Here is a 19,919-nt window from a genome sequence, read left to right on the forward strand (position 1 = left end):
GGGCGGCTTGCCCAAGCGGTCCCGTGCGTTAAGGAAGGTGGTCCGAACCGGAGCCGAACCGTGCGATTCCGCGCGATAAGGCCGTTTACACAGCCCGGCGGATGGTGATGTTGCTACTGCGTCTTTGGCAGTGACATGGCGTCCGGCCGACTGGGGGGATCGAGACGAGAATGAAGGCGACGATCGAACGCGCAACCCTGCTGCGGTGCCTGTCCCACGTGCAATCGGTGGTGGAACGGCGCAACACGATCCCGATCCTGTCGAACGTGCTGATCGAGGCTGCGCCCGATGCCACGGTGCGCCTGATGGCCACGGACCTTGATCTGCAGATCGTGGAAACCATGCCCGCCGCCGCTGTCGACCAGCCCGGCGCGATCACCGTATCGGCGCACTTGTTGTTCGACATCGCGCGCAAGCTGCCCGATGGCAGCCAGGTCAGTCTGGAAACGGCGGACAACCGCATGATCGTGAAGGCCGGGCGCAGCCGCTTCCAACTGCCCACGCTGCCGCGCGACGATTTCCCGGTGATCGTGGAAGGCGATCTGCCGACCAGCTTCGAGATCCCGGCGCGCGTGCTCGCCGAACTGATCGACCGCACCCGCTTCGCGATATCGACCGAAGAGACACGGTATTATCTCAACGGCATCTTCCTGCACGTTTCGGACGAGGCGCAGCCCGTGCTGAAGGCGGCGGCGACCGACGGGCACCGTCTGGCGCGCTACACGCTGCCGCGCCCGGATGGTGCCGAAGGCATGCCGGACGTGATCATCCCGCGCAAATGCGTGGGCGAGTTGCGCAAGCTGCTGGAGGAAGTGCTCGATACCAGCGTGCTGATCGATCTTTCGGCCAGCAAGGTGCGCTTCACGCTGGGTGGTGAGAACGGCGTGGTGCTGACCAGCAAGCTGATCGACGGCACGTTCCCCGATTACAGCCGCGTCATCCCCACCGGGAACGACAAGCTGCTCCGGCTCGATCCGCGCAGCTTCTTCGAAGGTGTGGACCGCGTGGCGACGATCGCCACCGAAAAGACCCGCGCGGTGAAGATGGCGCTGGAAACCGATCGTGTGACGCTGTCGGTCACCAGCCCGGACAACGGCACCGCGGCCGAGGAGCTGCCGGCGGATTACACCGCGCAAGGGTTTGAGATCGGCTTCAATGCCAACTACCTCAAGGACATCCTGAGTCAGATCGACGGCGATACGGTGGAACTGCACCTGGCCGATGCCGGCGCGCCCACGCTGATCCGCAAGGACGAGAAAAGCCCGGCGCTGTACGTGCTGATGCCGATGCGCGTCTGATCCATCGCGCCACGGTACGAACGGATGAAGCCCCGCAAGCCCGCGCTTGCGGGGCTTTCCGCATCCGAAAGGTCCGGGAATCTCCTTACGGCCCTGTTGAGGCGGCCTGAAGCACGGTCGGTTACATCGGCCGGGCACAGGAGGATCAAGGCCGTGGACGACAAGCGACAGGATTTCAGCAGGAAGATTGCCTTCTTCGCCATCGGCGAGAAGGATCAGGCGCATTTCCCCGCGATTTTGCGGGCGTTGGCCAAGCATGCGCCGCCGGCGCTGGATCGGCTTTACGATGGCATCGCCGCCGAACCCGCGCTTTCGGGCTTCTTCAGTTCGCAGGCGATGGTGGACCACGCCAAGCAAAAGCAGCTCGATCACTGGCGCCAGATGTTCGAGGGGCGGCCCGATGAGGCCTACAACGCGCGGGCGCGCCGGATCGGCCACATCCATGCGAAGATCGGGTTGGAGCCGGGTTGGTACATCGGCGCCTATGCCGGGGTGCTGGCCGATGTGATCGTGGCGATGGCGGCGGGGTCCGGTCTTGGCGTGACCGGATCGCGCAAGCTGGGCCAGGCGATCAGCGCCATGTTGAAGATGGCCATGCTGGACATGGAAATCGCGCTTTCGACCTATTTCGATGCCGCCAACGAGGCGCTGCGCAGTTCCGTGATCGACAAGCTGGGCGATTCGCTGCGCAAGATGACCGATGGCGATTTCACCGCCAGGCTTACCGACTTGCCGAGCGAGTTCATCGAGCTTCAGAACGATTTCGAGACGATGCGCGAAAAGGTGCGCGTGGCGCTTTCCGCTGTCTCCGAAACCGCCCAGAACGTTGACCTTGGCGCGCGGGAAATCCGCGAGGCATCGCACGATCTCGCGACGCGCACCGAAGAGCAGGCCGCTTCGCTGGAAGCGGCGTCCGCTTCGATGACGACGCTGGCAAGCAGCGTGCAGACCACCGCCGAAGACGCCTGGCACATGCGCGATTCGGTGCAGCAGGCGCACAACGATGCCCAGCAGGGCGGTGCGGTGGTGGGCGAGGCGGTTCACGCCATGAACGACATCCACCGGTCCGCGCAGGAGATCGGCAAGATCATCTCGGTGATCGATGGCATCGCGTTCCAGACCAACCTGCTGGCGCTCAACGCCGGCGTGGAGGCGGCGCGGGCCGGCGATGCGGGGCGCGGGTTCGCCGTCGTCGCCAACGAGGTGCGCGCGCTGGCGCAACGGTCGGCCGAGGCCGCGCTCGACATCAAGAAGCTGATCGGGGAAAGTTCGGTCCAGGTGGAACGCGGCGTCGAACTGGTCGGCCAATCCGGCGATACGTTCGCCCGGATCGTCGCCAAGGTCGGCGAGATTGCGGACCTTGCCAACAACATCGCGACCGTCGCGGGTGAGCAGGCGAGCCATATCGGCCAGACGCGCGAAACGGTGCGTGAACTGGACGTGATGACCCAGCAGAACGCCGCCATGGTGGAAGAGGCGACCGCCGCCGCGCGCAACCTTGCCGGGGAGGCCGATCGCATGGCCGAACTGGTCGGCCATTTCGTGCTCGAAGCGAACAAGGGCGGCTACCCGCGCCGTATGGCGCGGGCGGCCTGATCGCCCGCGTCGGTCAGATATCGACGATGATCTTGCCGAAATGCGCTCCGCTCGCCTGATGCCGGAAGGCATCGGCGAGGGCGGCCAGCGGGAAATGGCGATCGAGCACGGGCCGGATGCCGTTGGCCTCCACGCCGGCGATCATCGCCAGCTGGTCCGATCGCGATCCGACCGTCAGCCCCTGCACGCGCAGGTTCTTGGCCATCAGCAGCGCGGTCTGCACCGGCCCGGCGAAGCCCGTGAGCACGCCGATCAGTGCGACATGCCCGCCCACACGCGCCGCCATCATCGACTGATCGAGCGTTCCCGCCCCGCCGATCTCGACCACGGTATCCACGCCGCGCCCGCCGGTGAGTTCCAGCGCCTTCGCGCCCCAAGCGGGCACTTCGCGGTAATTGATCGTCTCGTCCGCGCCCAGCGCACGCAGCCGTTCCAGCTTCTCGCCCGACGAACTCGTCGCGATCACCCGCGCGCCCGCCGCCTTGGCGAACTGGAGCGCGAAGATCGAGACGCCGCCCGTGCCCTGCACCAGCACGGTATCGCCCGGCTTGGTCGCGCCATCGACGAACAGGGCGCGCCACGCGGTAAGGCCTGCGCAGGTCAGCGTCGCGGCCTCGGCGTGCGAATAGCCCGCCGGTGCGCGGGTAAACCAGTGCGCCGGCACGACCACGTCTGTCCGCGCATAGCCGTCGATCCCGTCTCCTGGGACGGTGGTGAACGCGCTTGACGGCGGCGGGCCGCTGTCCCAGTCGGTGAAGAACGTCGAGACCACCGCATCGCCCACCGTGACGCCCCGGACACCATCACCCACGGCCACCACTTCGCCCGCGCCGTCCGACATCGGAATCCGCCCGGCGGCCGCCGGCAGCATGCCCGTCACTACCGCGAAATCGTGGTAGTTGAGCGACGAGGCGGCGAGGCGCACGCGGATCTGGCCCGATCCCGGCGCGCCGGGATCGGGAAGGGTATCGGCATGGAGGCTGTCGAGCGTGGCGGGCGCGCCGACGCGGATGGCCTGCACTTCGCTCATTCGGCGGCCTCCAGGGCTTCCACGCGCTGCGGTCCGCGCACCAGCCCGCCCGGCGTCGCCCCGGTCCACGCGCCCTTGCGGAAGGTCACCACGCCGGACTTGATCGTCGCGTCATAGCCTTCGGCCTTCTGGAGCAGGCGCTTGCCGCCCGCCGGCAGGTCGAAATCGAGCCAGGGCCGCAGCAGCTTCAGGTTGTCGAAGTCGATCACGTTGATGTCCGCGATGTAGCCCGGCGCGAGCACCCCGCGATCGTCGAGGCCATAAAGCCGCGCGGTATCGTGGCACTGGCGCTTGACCGCGTGTTCCAGCGTGAGCCGGCCTTCCGCGCGGTCCTTGGCGCGCTTGCGGTCGCGCACCCAGTGCTGGAGCATGAAGGTGGGGCTGGCCGCATCGCAGATCGTGCCACAGTGCGCGCCGCCGTCCGACAGCGAATTGACGCAATCGTCGCGGGCCTGCAGCGCTTCGAGGAAATCGAGATTGCCATCGGCATAGTTGAGGATCGGCAGGTAGATGAAGCCGGTGCCGTCCTGTTCCATCATCAGGTCATAGGCATAGGCGTCCGGCGCCATGCCGCGTGCCGCCGCCCGCGCGGCGATGCTGGCTTCGGCCTGCGGTTCGTAATCGAAATCATCGTCCATCTGGTACTGGTTGAACCAGCCTTCCGCGATCATGCGGAAGAGGTGGATGATGTCGCTCTCCGGATAGACATTGGCTTCGGCCAGCAGCTTCTCGCGAAACGCGGGGTCTTTCAGGCGGGCAAGCTGTTCGTCCCACGGCAGATCGGCAATGGCGATGTAGCTCGGGCGGAAGCGGAACGGGTGCACCGTGCCGCGCCAGGCCATGACGATGCCGTTCCCGCGCAGCGCGATTTGCGCGACGATATTGGCCCCTTGCGCGTTCTGCCGGTCCATTTCCGCGATCTGTTCGGACAGCGGCAGTTCCTTGGCGATCGACTGGAGCGCGGCGAACGTCACAGGCAGGCCGGTTTCGCGGCTGATTGCGCCCATCCAGCCGAATTCGTCCCATTCACGCTTCATGTCGGACGCGATTTCGAACACCCCGTGGCCGACGCGGCCCATGGCGCGGCCGATGCGGATCAGTTCCTCGGCGGTGGCGGTGGTGCCGGGCACGAGTTCGCCATCGACCGACTTGTGGATCACGGTGCGGCTGGTGGAGAAACCCAGCGCGCCGGCGCGCACGCCTTCCTCCACGATCGCGGCCATGCGATCCATGTCCTCGTCGGTCGGCACGGCGCCGGGCCGTTCGCGATCGCCCAGCACATAGGCGCGCACCGCGCCATGCGGAACGTGGGTGGCAACGTCCACGCTGCGCGGCAGGCGCTCCAGCGCGTCGAGATATTCGGGGAAGGTTTCCCAGTCCCACTTCATGCCTTCGGCCAGCGCGGTGCCGGGGATGTCCTCCACGCCTTCCATCAGGCCGATCAGCCAGTCGTGCCGGTCGGGCGCTGCCGGCGCGAAGCCCACACCACAGTTGCCCATGACCACGGTGGTCACGCCGTGCCAGGACGAGGGCGCCATTTCCGCATCCCACGTCGCCTGCCCGTCATAATGCGTGTGGATGTCAACCCAACCGGGCGCCACGATGCGGCCGCTGGCGTCGATTTCCTCGGCGGCGTCGCCCTGGACGGTGCCAACGGCGGCGATCAGCCCGTCGCGTACGGCGACATCGCCCTTGAAGCGCGGACGGCCGGTGCCATCGACGATGGTGCCGTTGCGAATGATGAGATCGTATTGGGGCATGCGCTTGCTCCTCTCCCCGCGCGGCCGCGTGTTGGTCAGGAGCGGGCCGTCGCGTTTAACCGTGTGATTAACGCACGTCTGCGCGCGGGGGTCAATCCGTTGCGTGCGGCAACTGATCCGAATGAAACGCGGCTTCGCCGCATCGCGGAGCGCTGCGTCAGCCCCGTGCGCGGATCATATCGGCCACATCAACGAACTTCTCGCGGGGGGCACCGCTGCGCGCGCGCGCCGATTCGGCTTCCTCGATGCGTTTCCAGTCGCGGAACGTCACCACATCGAGCTTACGCGTTTCGGCCAGCGCGTCGAATCCGGCGCGACCGGCCTTGCCTGCACCTTCACCGATGTCCGCGGCGATCTGTTCGATGATCGCGAATCCGTCCGGACGGTTGGTGCCGATGGTGCCGGAAGGTCCGCGCCTCGCCCAGCCAACGCAGTAGAGGCCGGGCAGGATGCGCCCCTCGTCGTTGGCGAAGCGGCCCGCCCGTTCGTCGAAGGGAACGCCTGGGATCGGCACCGTGCGATAGCCGATGCAACTGACCACCAGACTGGCGGGAAGCTCATAGAATTCGCCGGTGCCGACTGCACGGCCATCTTCGATGCGCGTGCGCTCGACTTCGATCGCCTCCACCTTGCCGGTGCCGAGCAGGGCGCGGGGGGCGCCGAAGAAATCGAACTCGATCGCGATGTCCGCGCCCGTGGCATCATTACGGGCAAAGGCGCGCAGATGGCTGACGGACTTGCGGATGCCCGGCTCCAGCAGGGCGTCCTTGCTTTCGTCCGGCAGGTCCTGCGGATCGACCGCGGGCGTGCCGCGCGAAAGATGGCCCAGTTCGCCCAGTTCCTTGGGCGTCATCATGATCTGGTGCGGGCCGCGCCGGCCCAGGATCACGATCCGGCGCAGCTTCGAAACATCGAGCGCGTCGAGCGCGTGCGCCACGATGTCGCTCCCGGCGAACTCGTCGCGCGTCTTGGACAGGATCCGCGCCACGTCGAGCGCCACGTTGCCCATGCCGATGACCACGGCGGTATCGCCCGAAAGATCGGGCGCGAGCGAGGTGAATTCGGGGTGGCCGTTGTACCACCCGACGAAAGCCGCACTGCCGAAGACGTTGCCCAGCCGATCGCCGGGCAGGTCGAGCGGCCGGTCCCGCGGGGCGCCGGTGGCGAGGACCACCGCGTCGTAGAACCCGCCCAGTTCCTCGATGCTCACATCCTGGCCGATGGTAACGTTGCCCACGAAGCGCACGTTGTCCGACAGCGCGGTCTGTTCATAGCGGCGCGAGACGCCCTTGATCGACTGGTGATCCGGCGCGACGCCGGTGCGGATCAGGCCGAACGGAACGGGCAGACGGTCGAATATGTCGACCTTTACATCTTCGCCCCACTGCTTGAGGGCGGCTTCGGCGGTGTAGTATCCGGCGGGACCGGAACCGATAATGGCGATATGCCGCATTCATTCTCCCGCGCTTGGTCTGTTTCAGGGGATGCTAGCGCGCGGCGGGGAAAAGGGAAGCGGCGTGTGCGGTCAGCCCTTGCGGGCGGTGGCATCGAGAAACGCGCGCACGCGATTCCCGAACGAGACCGGGTCTGACAGCATGAACAGGTGCCCGCCGCCGCGAAACATCTGGAGCTGGCTGCCGGGAATCGCGTTGTGCAGGAAGTGCGAATTGGCGGGCGGGATCAACTGATCGTCCTCGTCCGCCATGATCAGCGTGGGCGGGGAGATCAGCGGCAGGAAGGGAACGCTGCTCCACGTGCCGAACGCGGTCATCTGGCAGGCCCAGCCCAGCGGGGAGGGCGCCTTGGCGGCGTTCAGGGACACGCTGCCGCGCCCGCCGCCGTTGTAGAGCGAGGCCAGGTTGCGGCGCAGCGCCCGTTCCACCGTATATTCCATCGGATCGACGAGGTGGCTGAACATCGAACCGTTGGCAGGCACCATCGTAGCGCCGCCCGATGCGGTGGCGGCCAGGATCAGGCCACCGGTCTTGGCGCGGTGCTGGAACGCGAATTGCTGCGCCACCGCGCCTCCCCAGCTGATGCCGGCAATGTCGGCACGGTCGATCCGCAGCCGATCGAGCAGCGTCGCCAGGGTCAGCGCCATGCAGGGTATGGTATAGGGGAAGACGGGATCGGGCGACTTGCCGATGCCTGGCATGTCGATGCTGATGATCCGGCGATCGTCTAGTTCCCGCGCCACCGGCTCCAGCAATTCGATGTTCATGCCGATGCCGTTCAGCAAGACCAGCGGCCGCCGCCCGGTGGCTGCGCGATGCCACTGTCCCATGCGCAGCCGCCGCCCGGCAACGCCGATCATTGAAAATTCCGCTGTAGCCGACACGAACCGAAACCAAGCCTCCGCAAATCTGCGCCGGGTTAGCATGGCGCGACCGCACGAGAAAGGGCGGACCGAAGCCGTTTCCGAGGTGGGTCGCTTAACCGTTTCTCAAAGCAAATCGGGCAATCGGAGCCCATGCCCGATCGTGATGGTTCCCGCTTGCAGACAGTGTCCCAGGATGATGGGACGATTCCAGCCGGCGTGCGCGATTTCGCGCGCACGCACCGCCGCCGGGATCGCCCCAGCCCGATGCAGGATGGCACCGCGATGTCGAACTTCCTGTTCGGCGTGGGGCGCGAAAACAACCTGATCGCCAAGGAATGGCCGCAGATGGGCATTGCCATGCTCGGCGGCTTGGTGGCGCTCACGGGGCTGAACATGGTGGTGCCGCCGCTGGTGCCGACGGTGCTGGCGGGCATAGCGATCGTCGTGGCGTTCTGTTCCGTGTTCGCGGTGCGGCTGGAGCAGACCAAGCGGCTCTCCACCGGGCAGCGGATGAGCCTGATGGGGCTGGTGATCGGCCTGCCGATGATGCTCTACGGCTCCGCCATCGGCCTGCTGGCCATGGCCGGCCTGATGCCCTGGCTGCAATGTCTGGCGGTGCTGGTGACGATCTCGCTGCTGGCGAGCGTGACGGAATCGGGCAGGCTGGCGGGTGTGCTTGTCGCGCAGATCGCAATGTGGTCGGGCGTGACGTGCGTGGCCAGCCGTATGGGCGGCTTCACCACGCTGGCGATCGGCACCGTCATCACGGTCATCGCCTTCCTGCGCCAGCGCCAGATTGAGCAGCTTGCGCAGGAACAGGCCGAAGAGGCCCAGCGGGTGCATGCCCGGGCGCAGGAGCTTCTCGCCGAATACGAGGAGACCGGGCAGGGCTGGTTCTGGGAAACCGACCGGCGCGGGCAACTGATCTATCTGTCCGCGACCGTGGCCGAAACGATCGGCCGCAAGGCGGAACATCTCCTCGGCAAGCCTTTCACCGATCTGTTCGACCTGTCCGAACAGTCGGGCGACGGCGAGCGCACGCTCACCTTCCACCTTTCGGCGCGTTCCAGCTTCAGCGAACTCGCGGTGCGCGCGGCCTGCCGCGACGACGAGCGCTGGTGGTCGATCACCGGCCGCCCGACCTATGACACCTTCAACAACTTCCAGGGCTTTCGCGGTTCGGGCGCGGACCTGACCGAGAAGCGCCGGTCGCAGGAACACGCCTCGCGCCTGGCGCATTTCGATTCGCTCACGGGCCTGTCCAACCGCTTCCGCATCTCGCAGACGCTGGAGAAGATTCTCAACGCGCCGCAGGAGCAGCATCGGGAGTGCAGCGTGTTCCTGCTGGATCTCGACCGCTTCAAGCAGGTCAACGATACCATGGGGCACCCCGCCGGCGATGCGCTGCTCAAGCAGGTGGCGCAGCGACTGGAGCGCACGGTGGGTGCGATGGGGCGCGTCGGCCGCCTCGGCGGCGACGAATTCCAGGTCATCTTCCCGGGCAAGATCGATCGCGACGAATTGGGGCATCTCGCCGCGCGGGTCATCGAGGCGCTTTCGCAGCCCTATTCGCTGGAAGGCAGCCGGGTCACCATCGGCGCGTCGATCGGCATCGCGCTGGCGCCCGACGACGGCGTGACCAGCGAGGCGCTGATCCGCAACGCCGACCTTGCGCTCTATGCGGCGAAGGACGGCGGGCGCGGTCGCTATCATTTCTACGCGGCCGACCTGCACAGCGACGCCGAGGAACGTCGCAAGATGGAGGACGAGCTGCGCGACGCCGTGGCGAATGGCGGGCTCGAACTCTATTACCAGCCGGTCGTGCAGACGGCGACCGAGAAGATCACCGGGTTCGAGGCGCTGCTGCGCTGGAACCATCCGCAGCACGGGTTCGTTTCGCCGGCCAAGTTCATCCCGATCGCCGAGGATACGGGCATGATCGCCGCGATCGGCGAATGGGCGCTGCGCACCGCCTGCAAGGATCTGGCGCGCTGGCCCGCGAACGTGCGCGTGGCGGTCAACGTTTCGGCTTTGCAGTTCGCCAACCCGGCGCTGCCCTCGATCGTCACGCAGGCGCTGGCCCACGCGCAGGTCGATCCGCAGCGGCTGGAACTCGAAATCACCGAAAGCGTGTTCATCAACGATGACGAGGGCACCGAACAGATGTTCCGTGCGCTGAAGGCTATCGGCGTGCGCATGGCGCTGGACGATTTTGGCACCGGCTATTCCTCGCTCGGCTACCTGAAGAAGGCGCCGTTCGACAAGATCAAGATCGACCAGAGCTTCGTGCGTGGCGCGACCCAGCCGGGCAGCATCAACGGCGCCATCATCGCCTCGATCGTCAGCCTGGCCGAAGCGCTGGGCATGGAAACCACGGCGGAAGGCGTCGAGACGTTCGACGAGCTGGATCTGGTGCGCGAACTAGGATGCAGCCATGTGCAGGGCTATATCTACGAGCGCCCGCTGTCCGCGCTGGATGCCGCGGCGCGCCTGTCCACCGGCCTGATCGCGGTAGCGCACGGCCCCCGGTCCGCCCGCGCGCCGCGCCAGGCCATGCTGCGCAAGGTGGTGCTGGAACACGGCGGCCATCGCTACAACGGCACGGTCCGCAACATCTCGCAGTCCGGCGCGCTGATCGAAGGGCTGTGGAACGTCCCGCCCGAGACGAGTTTCCGGTTCTATCTGTCGGAAACCTATGCCGTCACCGCGATCTGCAAGTGGAGCGAGGGCGAGCGCATGGGCGTGGAGTTCGCCGAGCCGCTGCACCTGGATGAAAACGGGCGGATCGCGGCGGTGGCGGTGAAGGCGGTGCCGGCCGTGCAGACCGAACCGGCGGGCCTGCGCAAGGTGGGATGACGAAGGTGGCTGACTTGTGCGCCCGCCGCTGCTAACGGCGGCGCATGACCGAGCTTGCACTGATCCGTAACTTCTCGATTATCGCCCATATCGACCATGGCAAATCGACGTTGGCCGACCGCCTGATCCAGTTCACGGGCGGCCTGACCGACCGCGAGATGAGCGCGCAGGTGCTCGATAACATGGACATCGAGAAAGAGCGCGGGATCACCATCAAGGCCCAGACCGTCCGCTTGAATTACAAAGCCAAGGACGGGCTGACCTATGAACTGAACCTGATGGACACCCCTGGCCACGTCGACTTCGCCTACGAGGTCAGCCGCAGCCTGGCCGCCTGCGAAGGCGCGCTGCTGGTGGTGGACGCGGCGCAGGGCGTGGAAGCGCAGACGCTGGCCAACGTCTATCAGTCGATCGAGCACGACCATGAGATCGTGCCCGTCATCAACAAGATCGACCTGCCTGCCGCCGAGCCGGAAAAGGTCAAGGCCGAGATCGAAGAAGTGATCGGGCTAGATGCGAGCCAGGCGGTGCTGACCAGCGCCAAGAGCGGCATCGGCATCGAGGACGTGCTCGACGCTGTGGTCGCGCGCATCCCCCCGCCCAAGGGCGACCGGACCCGCCCGCTCAAGGCGATGCTGGTCGACAGCTGGTACGATCCGTACCTGGGCGTCGTCATCCTGGTGCGCGTGGTCGACGGGGTGATCAGGAAGGGCCTGCAGGTAAAGTTCATGCAGGGCGGCACCGAACACCTGATCGACCGCGTCGGCTGCTTCACGCCCAAGCGCGAGGAACTGCCGGAACTGGGGCCGGGCGAAATCGGCTTCATCACCGCGCAGATCAAGGAGGTCGAAACCGCCAAGGTCGGCGACACGATCACCACGGTCAAGGCGGGCGCCGTTGAGGCTCTGCCGGGCTACAAGGAAGTGCAGCCGGTGGTGTTCTGCGGCTTGTTCCCGGTGGATGCCGCCGATTTTGACAAGCTGCGCGAAAGCATCGCCAAGCTGCGCCTGAACGACGCCTCGTTTTCGTTCGAGATGGAATCGAGCGCGGCGCTGGGCTTCGGCTTCCGCTGCGGGTTCCTGGGGTTGCTTCACCTGGAAATCATCCAGGAGCGGTTGAGCCGCGAGTACGATCTGGACCTGATCACCACCAGCCCGTCGGTGGTCTATCGCATCCAGTTGCGCGCGAGCAAGACCGATGATGCGCGCGAAATCCTGCTGCACAACCCGGCGGACTACCCCGATCCCAACCGGATCGAGCAGATCGACGAGCCGTGGATCAAGGCGACGATCTACACGCCCGACGAGTACCTCGGCTCGATCCTCAAGCTGTGCCAGGACCGGCGCGGCATCCAGACGGGCCTCACTTACGTCGGCGGGCGCGCGCAGGTGAATTACGAGCTGCCGCTGAACGAGGTGGTGTTCGACTTCTACGACCGGCTGAAGTCGATCAGCCGGGGCTATGCCAGCTTCGACTACGAACAGATCGGCCTGCGCGAGGGCGATCTCGTCAAGATGAGCATTCTCGTCAACAACGAGCCGGTCGACGCGCTGAGCATGATCGTGCACCGCGCGGTGGCCGAGGAGCGCGGGCGCGGCATGTGCGAGCGGTTGAAAGACCTGATCCCGCGTCACCTGTTCAAGATCCCGATCCAGGCGGCGATCGGCGGCAAGGTGATCGCGCGCGAGACGATCGCAGCGCTGCGCAAGGACGTGACCGCCAAGTGCTATGGCGGCGACATCACCCGCAAGAAGAAGCTTCTGGAAAAGCAGAAGAAGGGCAAGGCGCGGATGCGCGAATACGGCAACGTGCAAATCCCGCAGGAAGCCTTCATCGCTGCGCTGCGCATGGGCGAGGAATAGGGGGCCGAAGGCAGCTCCGGCCCTCCGTTCCTTCAGAAGGCGTAGCGGATCGAGGCGCGCACCTGGCGCGGTTCGACCGGGTGGATGTGCCGGTCTTCCACGCCGTCCGCCGGTTCGCCTTGCAGCCGCGAGGCGTAGAAATAGGTGATGTCGGCGTCCTTCGCATCGAACAGGTTGAGCACATCCAGCCCCAGCTTGATCCGGCCGCGCGTGTAATAGGCGCCGAGGTTCATCAGCGTGGTCGGATCGGAGCGCACACTGTCATCCTCGATCAACGGCGCCGCGCCGAAATGGCGCAACCGCAGCGACGCGCTGAGGCCCTTGCCGAAATCCACCGCCGCGCCGGCTGAAATCACGTTGCTGACCGCGTTGGGAATGAACGTGGCGCCGGGCGCGACGCCGTGGAACCGCGCGTGCGTGGCGGCGGCCGAGGCGTCGAGCGTCAGCCAGCCGGTCGGCCGCCAGAACAGGCTGCCTTCCACGCCATAGCGGCGCGTGGCATCGTTCGGTTCGGTCGTGCCGCCATCGCCCACGAACACCAGTTCGGAGCCGAGGCTCAGCCAGAACCCGACGAGCGAGGCGGTGAAGTGCGGGGTTTCCACGCGCGCGCCCAGTTCCGCGCCGCGCGCCTTGACCAGCACCTGCACGCGCTCGGCCGGATCGCCGGTTGCCGGATCGACGCGGATCGACGCTCCGCGCACGTCGTTGGAATGGAAGCTCTCGCCATAATTGGCGTAGAATTCGAGATGGTGCGCCGCGCGCCAGGCCAGCGCCACCTTGGGGCTGAGCAGCGCGTCCGATCCCTTGCCCGAATTGACCGGCAGCGTGCGGGCATCGATATCGTAGCCATAGACGTCGCCGCGCAGGCCCAGCGTCAAGCGCAGCCGGTCGGTCAGCGCGGCGGTGCCTTCGGCGAAGAGCGCGCCGGAATATTCATCGACCTTGTCCTGCCGCACGGTGCCGCTGCGCGCGCCGGCGATGGAACTGTAGAGGCCGATCGTGCCGATGTGGTCCCAGCGCGCATCGCCGCCTACCGCGAACATGACGGGCACGCCGCCGAGCCGGACGGGCGCGAAATCGTGCCGCACCGAACCGCCGAACACGCCGCGCCGGTCGGCTTGCTGGAATTCGTCGCCGTTGACCGGATCGTTCAGGAAGTAGGTGAAATTCGAGGTCAGGCGGAAGTCGTAATAGAGCGCATACGCGTTGAGCTTCGTACCTCCCAAAGTGGCGTTGGCGGTCAACCCCAGCCGCGTGGTGCGCCCGCCCAGCGCCGGATCGATATTGCCCCAGCGGCTGACGAGGCCGCTGGCGATGGCGCGTTCGGGCACCTGGTCGGTAGCGTTCCAGGTGGCGTGATAGCCGTTGAAGGAGAGGCTCCAGCCATGGTCCTTCGTGCCCTGTGACAGCTTGACCAGCCCGTTCACCTTCTTGAGATCCTCGTTGAGATCCCAGGGACCGTTGGAGCGGGTGCCGTCGATCGCCACCAGCAGATCGCCATCGCCCACGCCCGCGCTGCCGGCGGCGAGGGCGCGGTAATAGCCGTACATGCCCACGGTCGCTTCGGCGATGGGACGGGCAAGGCGGCTGGCGGTGGTGAACTGCACGGTACCGGCGGCCGAGAAATCGCCCACGTCGGCGAAATAGGGGCCTTTGCGGTAGTCGATCCGCTCGACCAGTTCGGGGATCAGGAAGTTGAGGTCGAGATAGCCCTGTCCATGGCCGTGCGTGCGCATGTTCACCGGCACGCCATCGACGAAGCCCGCGAAATCGGTGCCGTGGTCCAGGTTGAAGCCGCGCAGGAAATACTGGTTGGCCTTGCCCGTGCCCGAATGCTGCGTGGCGATCACGCCGGGCACGTTCTCGACCAGTTCGCCCACGCGGCTCAGCGGCTTGTTCTCAAAGTCCTGGTAGCCGACCACGCCCTGCGATCCGGAGATCGCGGTGCCGATCTGCGGCAGCGCGCGGCCATAGACGACGATGTCGTCGCCGGGCGGCGGCGCTTCCTCGGCGGCAAGCGCGGCGTGCGTGCACGCCAGGCACAAGACCGCTGCAATAGCGGCCATGGTCGTTTCGGGAACACCGGTTTGCCCGGCTCGCATTGCTTTGCCCACTGCCCGCTCATTCCGTCCCATTGTATGCAGAACTTAAAAATACTTCATACTATCGGGTGTTACAACCATTATGCGTTTCTTCCACCTCTCGCCACGATCCCGCAATTTCGCGCTGTTCGTGCCGTGGTTCGGCGCTAGGATAAATGCCGCACCGCACAGCACCACGCGGACCGTGACCGAAAGAGGAGACGCATGGCCATTCCCGATGACATCTTTACCGAACCCGAGGACGTCGATCCTGACGCGCTGGCCAATCTGGGTCCGTTGCGCCATCTGGCCGGCATCTGGGAAGGGCGCGGTGGCATCGACATCGCGCCGAAGGCCGACGGTCCAGAACGGCGCGCCTATTACGAGCGGATCGAGATGCAGCCGATCGATCCGCAGGCCAATGGCCCCCAGCTGCTCTACGGGCTGCGCTATCACCAGCACATCAACACGGTGGAGGAGGACATCACCTTCCACGACCAGGTGGGGTTCTGGCTGTGGGAGCCGGCGACAGGCCTGATCATGCAGACGCTGGCCATCCCGCGCGGGCAGATCGCCATGGCTTCGGGCCACGCCGGAAAGGACGATACACGCCTTTCGCTCTCCGCCGAACGGGGCAGGACCGACTACGGCATCTGTTCGACGACCTTTCTGGAAGAGGCGTTCCGCACCGATCGTTACCAGATCGACGTGACCTTCAACGCCGACGGATCATGGAGCTACGTCAGCGACACCACGCTGGTGGTACGCGGCAAGGAGCCGTTCGCGCACCGCGACCGCAACAAGCTGGTCAAGGTGGGCGAGGCCGATCTCAACCCGTGGCTGAGCATCATCCGGGGTGGCGCAAAGCCATGACAGGCGAAGCCGGATAAGCGGAAACGGATAACGGAGGGGATATGACCGTATCGGCGAAAGTAGCCGTCTGCCGGGGCAAGGACACCCCGTTCACGATTGAGGACGCCACGCTGGACGCGCTGCGGCCCGACGAACTGCGCGTGAGGATCGTGGCCTGCGGCGTGTGCCACACCGATCTGGCGGTGCGCGACGGGCAACTGCCCGTGCCGCTGCCGATCGTGCTGGGCCACGAAGGGGCTGGTATCGTCGAGGCCGTTGGCAGCGCGGTCACCGCCGCAAAACCGGGCGACCGAGTGCTGATGAGCTTCAACAGCTGCGGCGATTGCCCCAGTTGCGCGATCGAGGCGCCGACCTATTGCTACAACTTCTTCCCGCACAACTGGTCCGGCACGCGGGCGGACGGTTCGCCGACGCTCTTTCGCGATGGTGCGCCGCTCCACGCCAATTTCTTTGGTCAGTCGAGCTTCGCCACCCATGCCATCGCGCACCAGCGCAACGTGGTGGTCGTGCCCGAAAGCGCCGCCGCGATCCCGCTGGAACGGCTGGCGCCGCTGGGCTGCGGGCTGATGACCGGCGCGGGCGCGGTGCTGCGCAGCATGAAGGTGCGCGCCGGGATGCCGGTCGCGGTGTTCGGCACAGGCACGGTCGGCATCGCCGCGATCATGGCGGCGCGGATTGCCGGGGCCGATCCGATCTTCGCGGTCGACATCAACGACGAACGCCTGGCGCTCGCCCGCGAACTGGGCGCGACGCACACGGTGAATGCGCGCGAGGATGTGGCCGTCGCGATCCGCGCGGTCTGCCCGACCGGGCTTGGCTATGCCCTCGACACGACCGGCATCGCCCGCGTGATCGAAGGGGCGTTCGACCTGCTGGCGCCCAAGGGCAAGCTGGCGATGGTCGGCGCGTCGGGGCCTGAGGCCATGCTGGCCTTCAACGAAACGGCGTTCATGGGGCAGGGGCGCACCGTGATGGGCGTGCTGGGCGGCGACAGCGACATCGGTCCGTTCCTGCGCGAACTGATCGACCTTCATGTCGCAGGGCGTTTCCCGTTCGATCGCCTGATCGGCTATTTCGATTTCGACGCCATCGACGCGGCGGTGCACGCCAGTGAGACCGGCAGCGTGGTCAAGCCGGTGCTGCGCATTACGCCCGAATAGCGGCCTCTGCATGACGCTCGAACAGTTGCGCATTTTCGTGGCCGTGGCCGAAGCGCTCAACATGCGCGCGGCGGCGGAGCGCCTGCACCTGACGCAGCCCGCCGTCAGCGCCGCCATCGCCGCGCTGGAGGAACGCCACGCCACGCGCCTGTTCGATCGCGTGGGGCGCGGGCTGGAACTGAACGACGCGGGCCGCGCCTTCCTGCCCGAAGCGCGCGCGGTGCTGGCGCAGGCGGCCGACGCGTTGGGCGTGCTGGACGATCTGGCGGGGCTGAAGCGGGGCGACTTGCGCATCGCCGCCAGCCAGACGGTCGCGACGTACTGGTTGCCGCGCCGCATGGCCGCCTTCGCGGCCGCCTACCCCGGCGTTACGCTGCATCTCGAAGTCGGCAACACTGCGCAGGCGGTGGCGGCGCTGTTGGCGGGCGAAGCGGATCTCGGTTTCGTCGAGGGCGAGGTCGATGCGGAATTGCTGTCCGTCGAGCGGATCGGTGGTGATCGCCTGGCGCTCTATGCTGCGCCCGAACACCCGCTCGCCGGCCGCCCGCTCGGGCGCGAGGACATCGCGGCCGCGTGCTGGGTGCTGCGCGAGCAGGGATCGGGCACGCGCAACCACCTGGAGCACAGCTTGCACGCGCGGTTCGGCCTGACGATGGCCGATCTCGACGTGCGGCTGGAGCTTCCTTCCAACGGCGCGGTGCTGGAAGCGCTGGGCGCGGGCGGATTGGTGACGGCAGTATCCGATCTGGCCGCCGGGCCACGCGTGGCGGCGGGCCTTGTCCGCGAACTCGATTGCGCGCTGGTCGAGCGCGATTTCCTGCTGCTGCGGCATCGCGCACGGCGCGTCAGCCGCGCGGCACAAGCATTCCTTGATACGGCACGGAATTGATCCGTCGGCAAAACGCCGGGTGCCTGCGGCTTGAAATACGCGGTTTTGATTGACTTTCGTGCCCGGCCACCTACCGCGCGCTTTCATACCCAGTTCATCCGGCGGATCGTTAGAGCACGTCGCCCGCGGACTGCTCCCAATCCAGCCGAGAAGCCCTGTTCCATGCCGTTTTCGACCCTTCCTGAATCCGTTGCCGCCGCGCTTGCCGAGCGCGGCTATCAGGCACCTACGCCCGTGCAGGCCGCCGTACTGGAGCCGGAGGCCGAGGGCCGCGACCTGCTCGTTTCCGCGCAGACCGGCTCAGGCAAGACGGTGGCGTTCGGCGTGGCCATGGCGGCGGACCTGCTGGCGGCCTGCTCCGTTCCCGATGGCAACAAGGCGCCGCGTGCGCTGGTGATCGCGCCCACGCGCGAGCTGGCGTTGCAGGTCAGCAAGGAACTTGCCTGGCTGTTCGGCAAGGCAGGCCTGCGCATCGTCACCTGCGTCGGCGGGATGGACCCGGTGCGCGAACGGCGCGCGCTGTTCCAGGGCTCGGACATCGTCGTCGGCACGCCCGGCCGCCTGCGCGATCATCTGGAGCGCGGCGCGCTCGACCTCTCTGCCGCCGCCTTCGCGGTGCTCGACGAGGCGGACGAGATGCTCGACATGGGCTTCCGCGACGATCTCGAGGAACTGCTAGACGCGACGCCCGAAGGCCGCCGCACTTTCCTGTTTTCCGCCACCATGCCCAAGCCGATCCAGGCGCTGGCCAAGCGCTACCAGCGCGATGCCTTGCGCGTCTCGACGATCGACGAACGGCAGGGCCATGGCGACATCGCCTACGAGGTGGTGACCGTTTCGCCGGCCGACATCGAGCACGCCGTCATCAACCTGCTGCGCTTCCATGAAGCGGAAACGGCGATGCTTTTTTGCGCCACGCGCGACAACGTGCGGCATCTTCACGCGACGCTGGTCGAACGTGGCTTCGCCGCCGTGGCGCTTTCGGGCGAGCACAGCCAGAACGAGCGCAACCATGCACTTCAGGCGCTGCGCGATGGCCGCGCACGTGTCTGCGTGGCGACCGACGTGGCCGCGCGGGGCATCGATGTCGCCACGCTCAGCCTGGTGATCCACGTGGAGGTGCCGCGCGATGCCGAAGTGCTGCAGCACCGTTCCGGCCGCACCGGCCGCGCCGGGCGCAAGGGTACCGCCGTGCTGATCGTGCCCTATCCGCGCCGCCGCCGGGTGGAAGGCATGTTGCGCGCCGCGCGCATTTCCGCCGACTGGATCGCGGTGCCCGATGCCGAGGTGATCCGCCAGCGTGATCGTGAGCGCCTACTCGAAATTCTCACGCAACCGGTGGAAGCGAGCGAGGCCGATCTCGCGCTGGCCGGTGAACTGCTGTCCCGCCGCGACGCGATCGAGATTGCCGCCGCGCTGGTGCAGGCGCACCGCAAGGCGATGCCCGAGCCCGAGGAGCTGATCGACATCTCCACGCGCGAAGGGAAGCCGGAGCGGGGCAAGGAGCATCACCGCGAAGGCTTCGACGATATCGTATGGTTCCGCATGGATATCGGCCGCCGCCAGAATGCCGATCCGCGTTGGATCCTGCCGCTGCTGTGTCGCCGCGGGCACATCACCCGCAACGAGGTGGGCGCGATCCGCATCGCCGCCAACGAGACCTGGTTCCAGATTCCCCGTGCCCTGGAAGCGCGCTTCGTCGCGGCGGTGAAGCGCACCGCGCGCGAGGACGCCGGGGACGAAGGCGGCGTGACGATCGAGCTGGCGGCCGAGCCGCCCCGCGATACCGCGCGGCGCAACGCGCGCCAGCAGCGGGGTAGCCCCAACGACGGCCCCAACGACCGGCCTCGCCCCAACGGTCCGCGTGGCCATCACGGCGCGCCCAAGCCGCATCGCCCGAGTGGCCCCGGCTCCGAAAAGCGCCCGCACCGGAAGGGCAAGCCGGCGCACGCGCGTTAGGATAGCGCGCGCGGTCTGTGTCCTCAGCCCGGCGTGACCAGCGGCGCCAGCGCGATGACCGCGCCGGTCAGGGCAATCAGCCCGCCAATGGCAAGCTGCGCGGGGGGCACGATCTGCCGCACGGGCAAGGCGATGGCGTTTTCGATCTGTTTCATGCGTTCATGATGGGGGCGGCCGCTGCGAAAGTCTCGCGGATTTCCCCGATCACTGTGATCCACGATGTTGCTGGCGCTTT

Annotated in this window: 14 protein-coding genes; 8 read left to right on the forward strand and 6 right to left on the reverse strand. The window is 66.8% G+C overall.

The window, feature by feature from the left end; all coding sequences use genetic code 11:
* The first annotated feature begins 170 nt into the window (after positions 1-170).
* Positions 171-1,298, forward strand: a complete 1,128-nt coding sequence (gene dnaN, locus FA702_RS00900) for a DNA polymerase III subunit beta (protein ID WP_136954627.1) — start codon at positions 171-173, stop codon at positions 1,296-1,298.
* A gap of 153 nt (positions 1,299-1,451) precedes the next feature.
* Positions 1,452-2,894, forward strand: a complete 1,443-nt coding sequence (locus tag FA702_RS00905) for a methyl-accepting chemotaxis protein (RefSeq protein WP_255504656.1) — start codon at positions 1,452-1,454, stop codon at positions 2,892-2,894.
* 13 nt (positions 2,895-2,907) lie between these two features.
* Here the strand turns inward: FA702_RS00905 and FA702_RS00910 are convergent, their stop codons facing one another.
* The 4 genes from FA702_RS00910 to FA702_RS00925 form a co-directional block, all read right to left on the reverse strand.
* The gene (locus tag FA702_RS00910) at positions 2,908-3,915 is read right to left on the reverse strand and encodes an NAD(P)-dependent alcohol dehydrogenase (RefSeq protein WP_136957188.1); all 1,008 of its coding nucleotides are present in this window, start codon (positions 3,913-3,915) and stop codon (positions 2,908-2,910) included.
* A 5-nt stretch (positions 3,916-3,920) separates the two neighbouring features.
* Positions 3,921-5,684 carry an amidohydrolase family protein gene (locus FA702_RS00915; protein WP_136954629.1) on the reverse strand — a complete coding sequence of 588 codons (1,764 nt, stop codon included), beginning with the start codon at positions 5,682-5,684 and terminating at the stop codon, positions 3,921-3,923.
* 157 nt (positions 5,685-5,841) lie between these two features.
* Complete coding sequence (locus tag FA702_RS00920) at positions 5,842-7,137, reverse strand: FAD-dependent oxidoreductase (protein ID WP_136954630.1); 1,296 nt, start codon at positions 7,135-7,137, stop codon at positions 5,842-5,844.
* Positions 7,138-7,209: 72 nt separating this feature from the next.
* Positions 7,210-7,998 carry an alpha/beta fold hydrolase gene (locus FA702_RS00925; RefSeq protein ID WP_136954631.1) on the reverse strand — a complete coding sequence of 263 codons (789 nt, stop codon included), beginning with the start codon at positions 7,996-7,998 and terminating at the stop codon, positions 7,210-7,212.
* A 189-nt stretch (positions 7,999-8,187) separates the two neighbouring features.
* Here FA702_RS00925 and FA702_RS00930 point away from each other — a divergent pair, with 189 nt between their 5' ends.
* Both FA702_RS00930 and lepA read left to right on the forward strand, forming a co-directional pair.
* Complete coding sequence (locus tag FA702_RS00930; RefSeq protein WP_370385521.1) at positions 8,188-10,860, forward strand: EAL domain-containing protein; 2,673 nt, start codon at positions 8,188-8,190, stop codon at positions 10,858-10,860.
* Positions 10,861-10,904: 44 nt separating this feature from the next.
* Entirely contained in the window at positions 10,905-12,722 is a 1,818-nt protein-coding gene (gene lepA, locus FA702_RS00935) for a translation elongation factor 4 (RefSeq protein ID WP_136954633.1), read from the forward strand.
* A 32-nt stretch (positions 12,723-12,754) separates the two neighbouring features.
* Here lepA and FA702_RS00940 read toward each other — a convergent pair whose 3' ends face one another.
* Complete coding sequence (locus FA702_RS00940) at positions 12,755-14,788, reverse strand: TonB-dependent receptor (RefSeq protein WP_255504657.1); 2,034 nt, start codon at positions 14,786-14,788, stop codon at positions 12,755-12,757.
* Positions 14,789-15,028: 240 nt separating this feature from the next.
* On the opposite strand from FA702_RS00940, the gene FA702_RS00945 reads away from it, so the two are divergent.
* The 4 genes from FA702_RS00945 to FA702_RS00960 all read left to right on the forward strand — a co-directional run bounded on the left by FA702_RS00945 (position 15,029) and on the right by FA702_RS00960 (position 19,684).
* The gene (locus tag FA702_RS00945) at positions 15,029-15,676 is read left to right on the forward strand and encodes an FABP family protein (RefSeq protein ID WP_136954635.1); all 648 of its coding nucleotides are present in this window, start codon (positions 15,029-15,031) and stop codon (positions 15,674-15,676) included.
* A gap of 41 nt (positions 15,677-15,717) precedes the next feature.
* Positions 15,718-16,836: an NAD(P)-dependent alcohol dehydrogenase gene (locus FA702_RS00950; RefSeq protein ID WP_136954636.1), complete on the forward strand. Its 1,119-nt coding sequence runs from the start codon at positions 15,718-15,720 to the stop codon at positions 16,834-16,836.
* Between the two features lie 10 nt (positions 16,837-16,846).
* A complete protein-coding gene (locus FA702_RS00955) occupies positions 16,847-17,725 on the forward strand; it encodes a LysR substrate-binding domain-containing protein (RefSeq protein ID WP_136954637.1) in 879 nt (292 codons plus the stop codon).
* Between the two features lie 162 nt (positions 17,726-17,887).
* On the forward strand, positions 17,888-19,684 hold the full coding sequence (locus FA702_RS00960) for a DEAD/DEAH box helicase (RefSeq protein ID WP_136954638.1): 1,797 nt from the start codon (positions 17,888-17,890) through the stop codon (positions 19,682-19,684).
* A gap of 23 nt (positions 19,685-19,707) precedes the next feature.
* On the opposite strand, the gene FA702_RS23070 is transcribed toward FA702_RS00960, so the two are convergent.
* Entirely contained in the window at positions 19,708-19,839 is a 132-nt protein-coding gene (locus FA702_RS23070) for a hypothetical protein (protein ID WP_255352114.1), read from the reverse strand.
* Positions 19,840-19,919: the final 80 nt, after the last annotated feature.

The sequence above is a fragment of the Novosphingobium sp. EMRT-2 genome (genome assembly GCF_005145025.1).
Taxonomy (GTDB): Bacteria; Pseudomonadota; Alphaproteobacteria; order Sphingomonadales; family Sphingomonadaceae; genus Novosphingobium.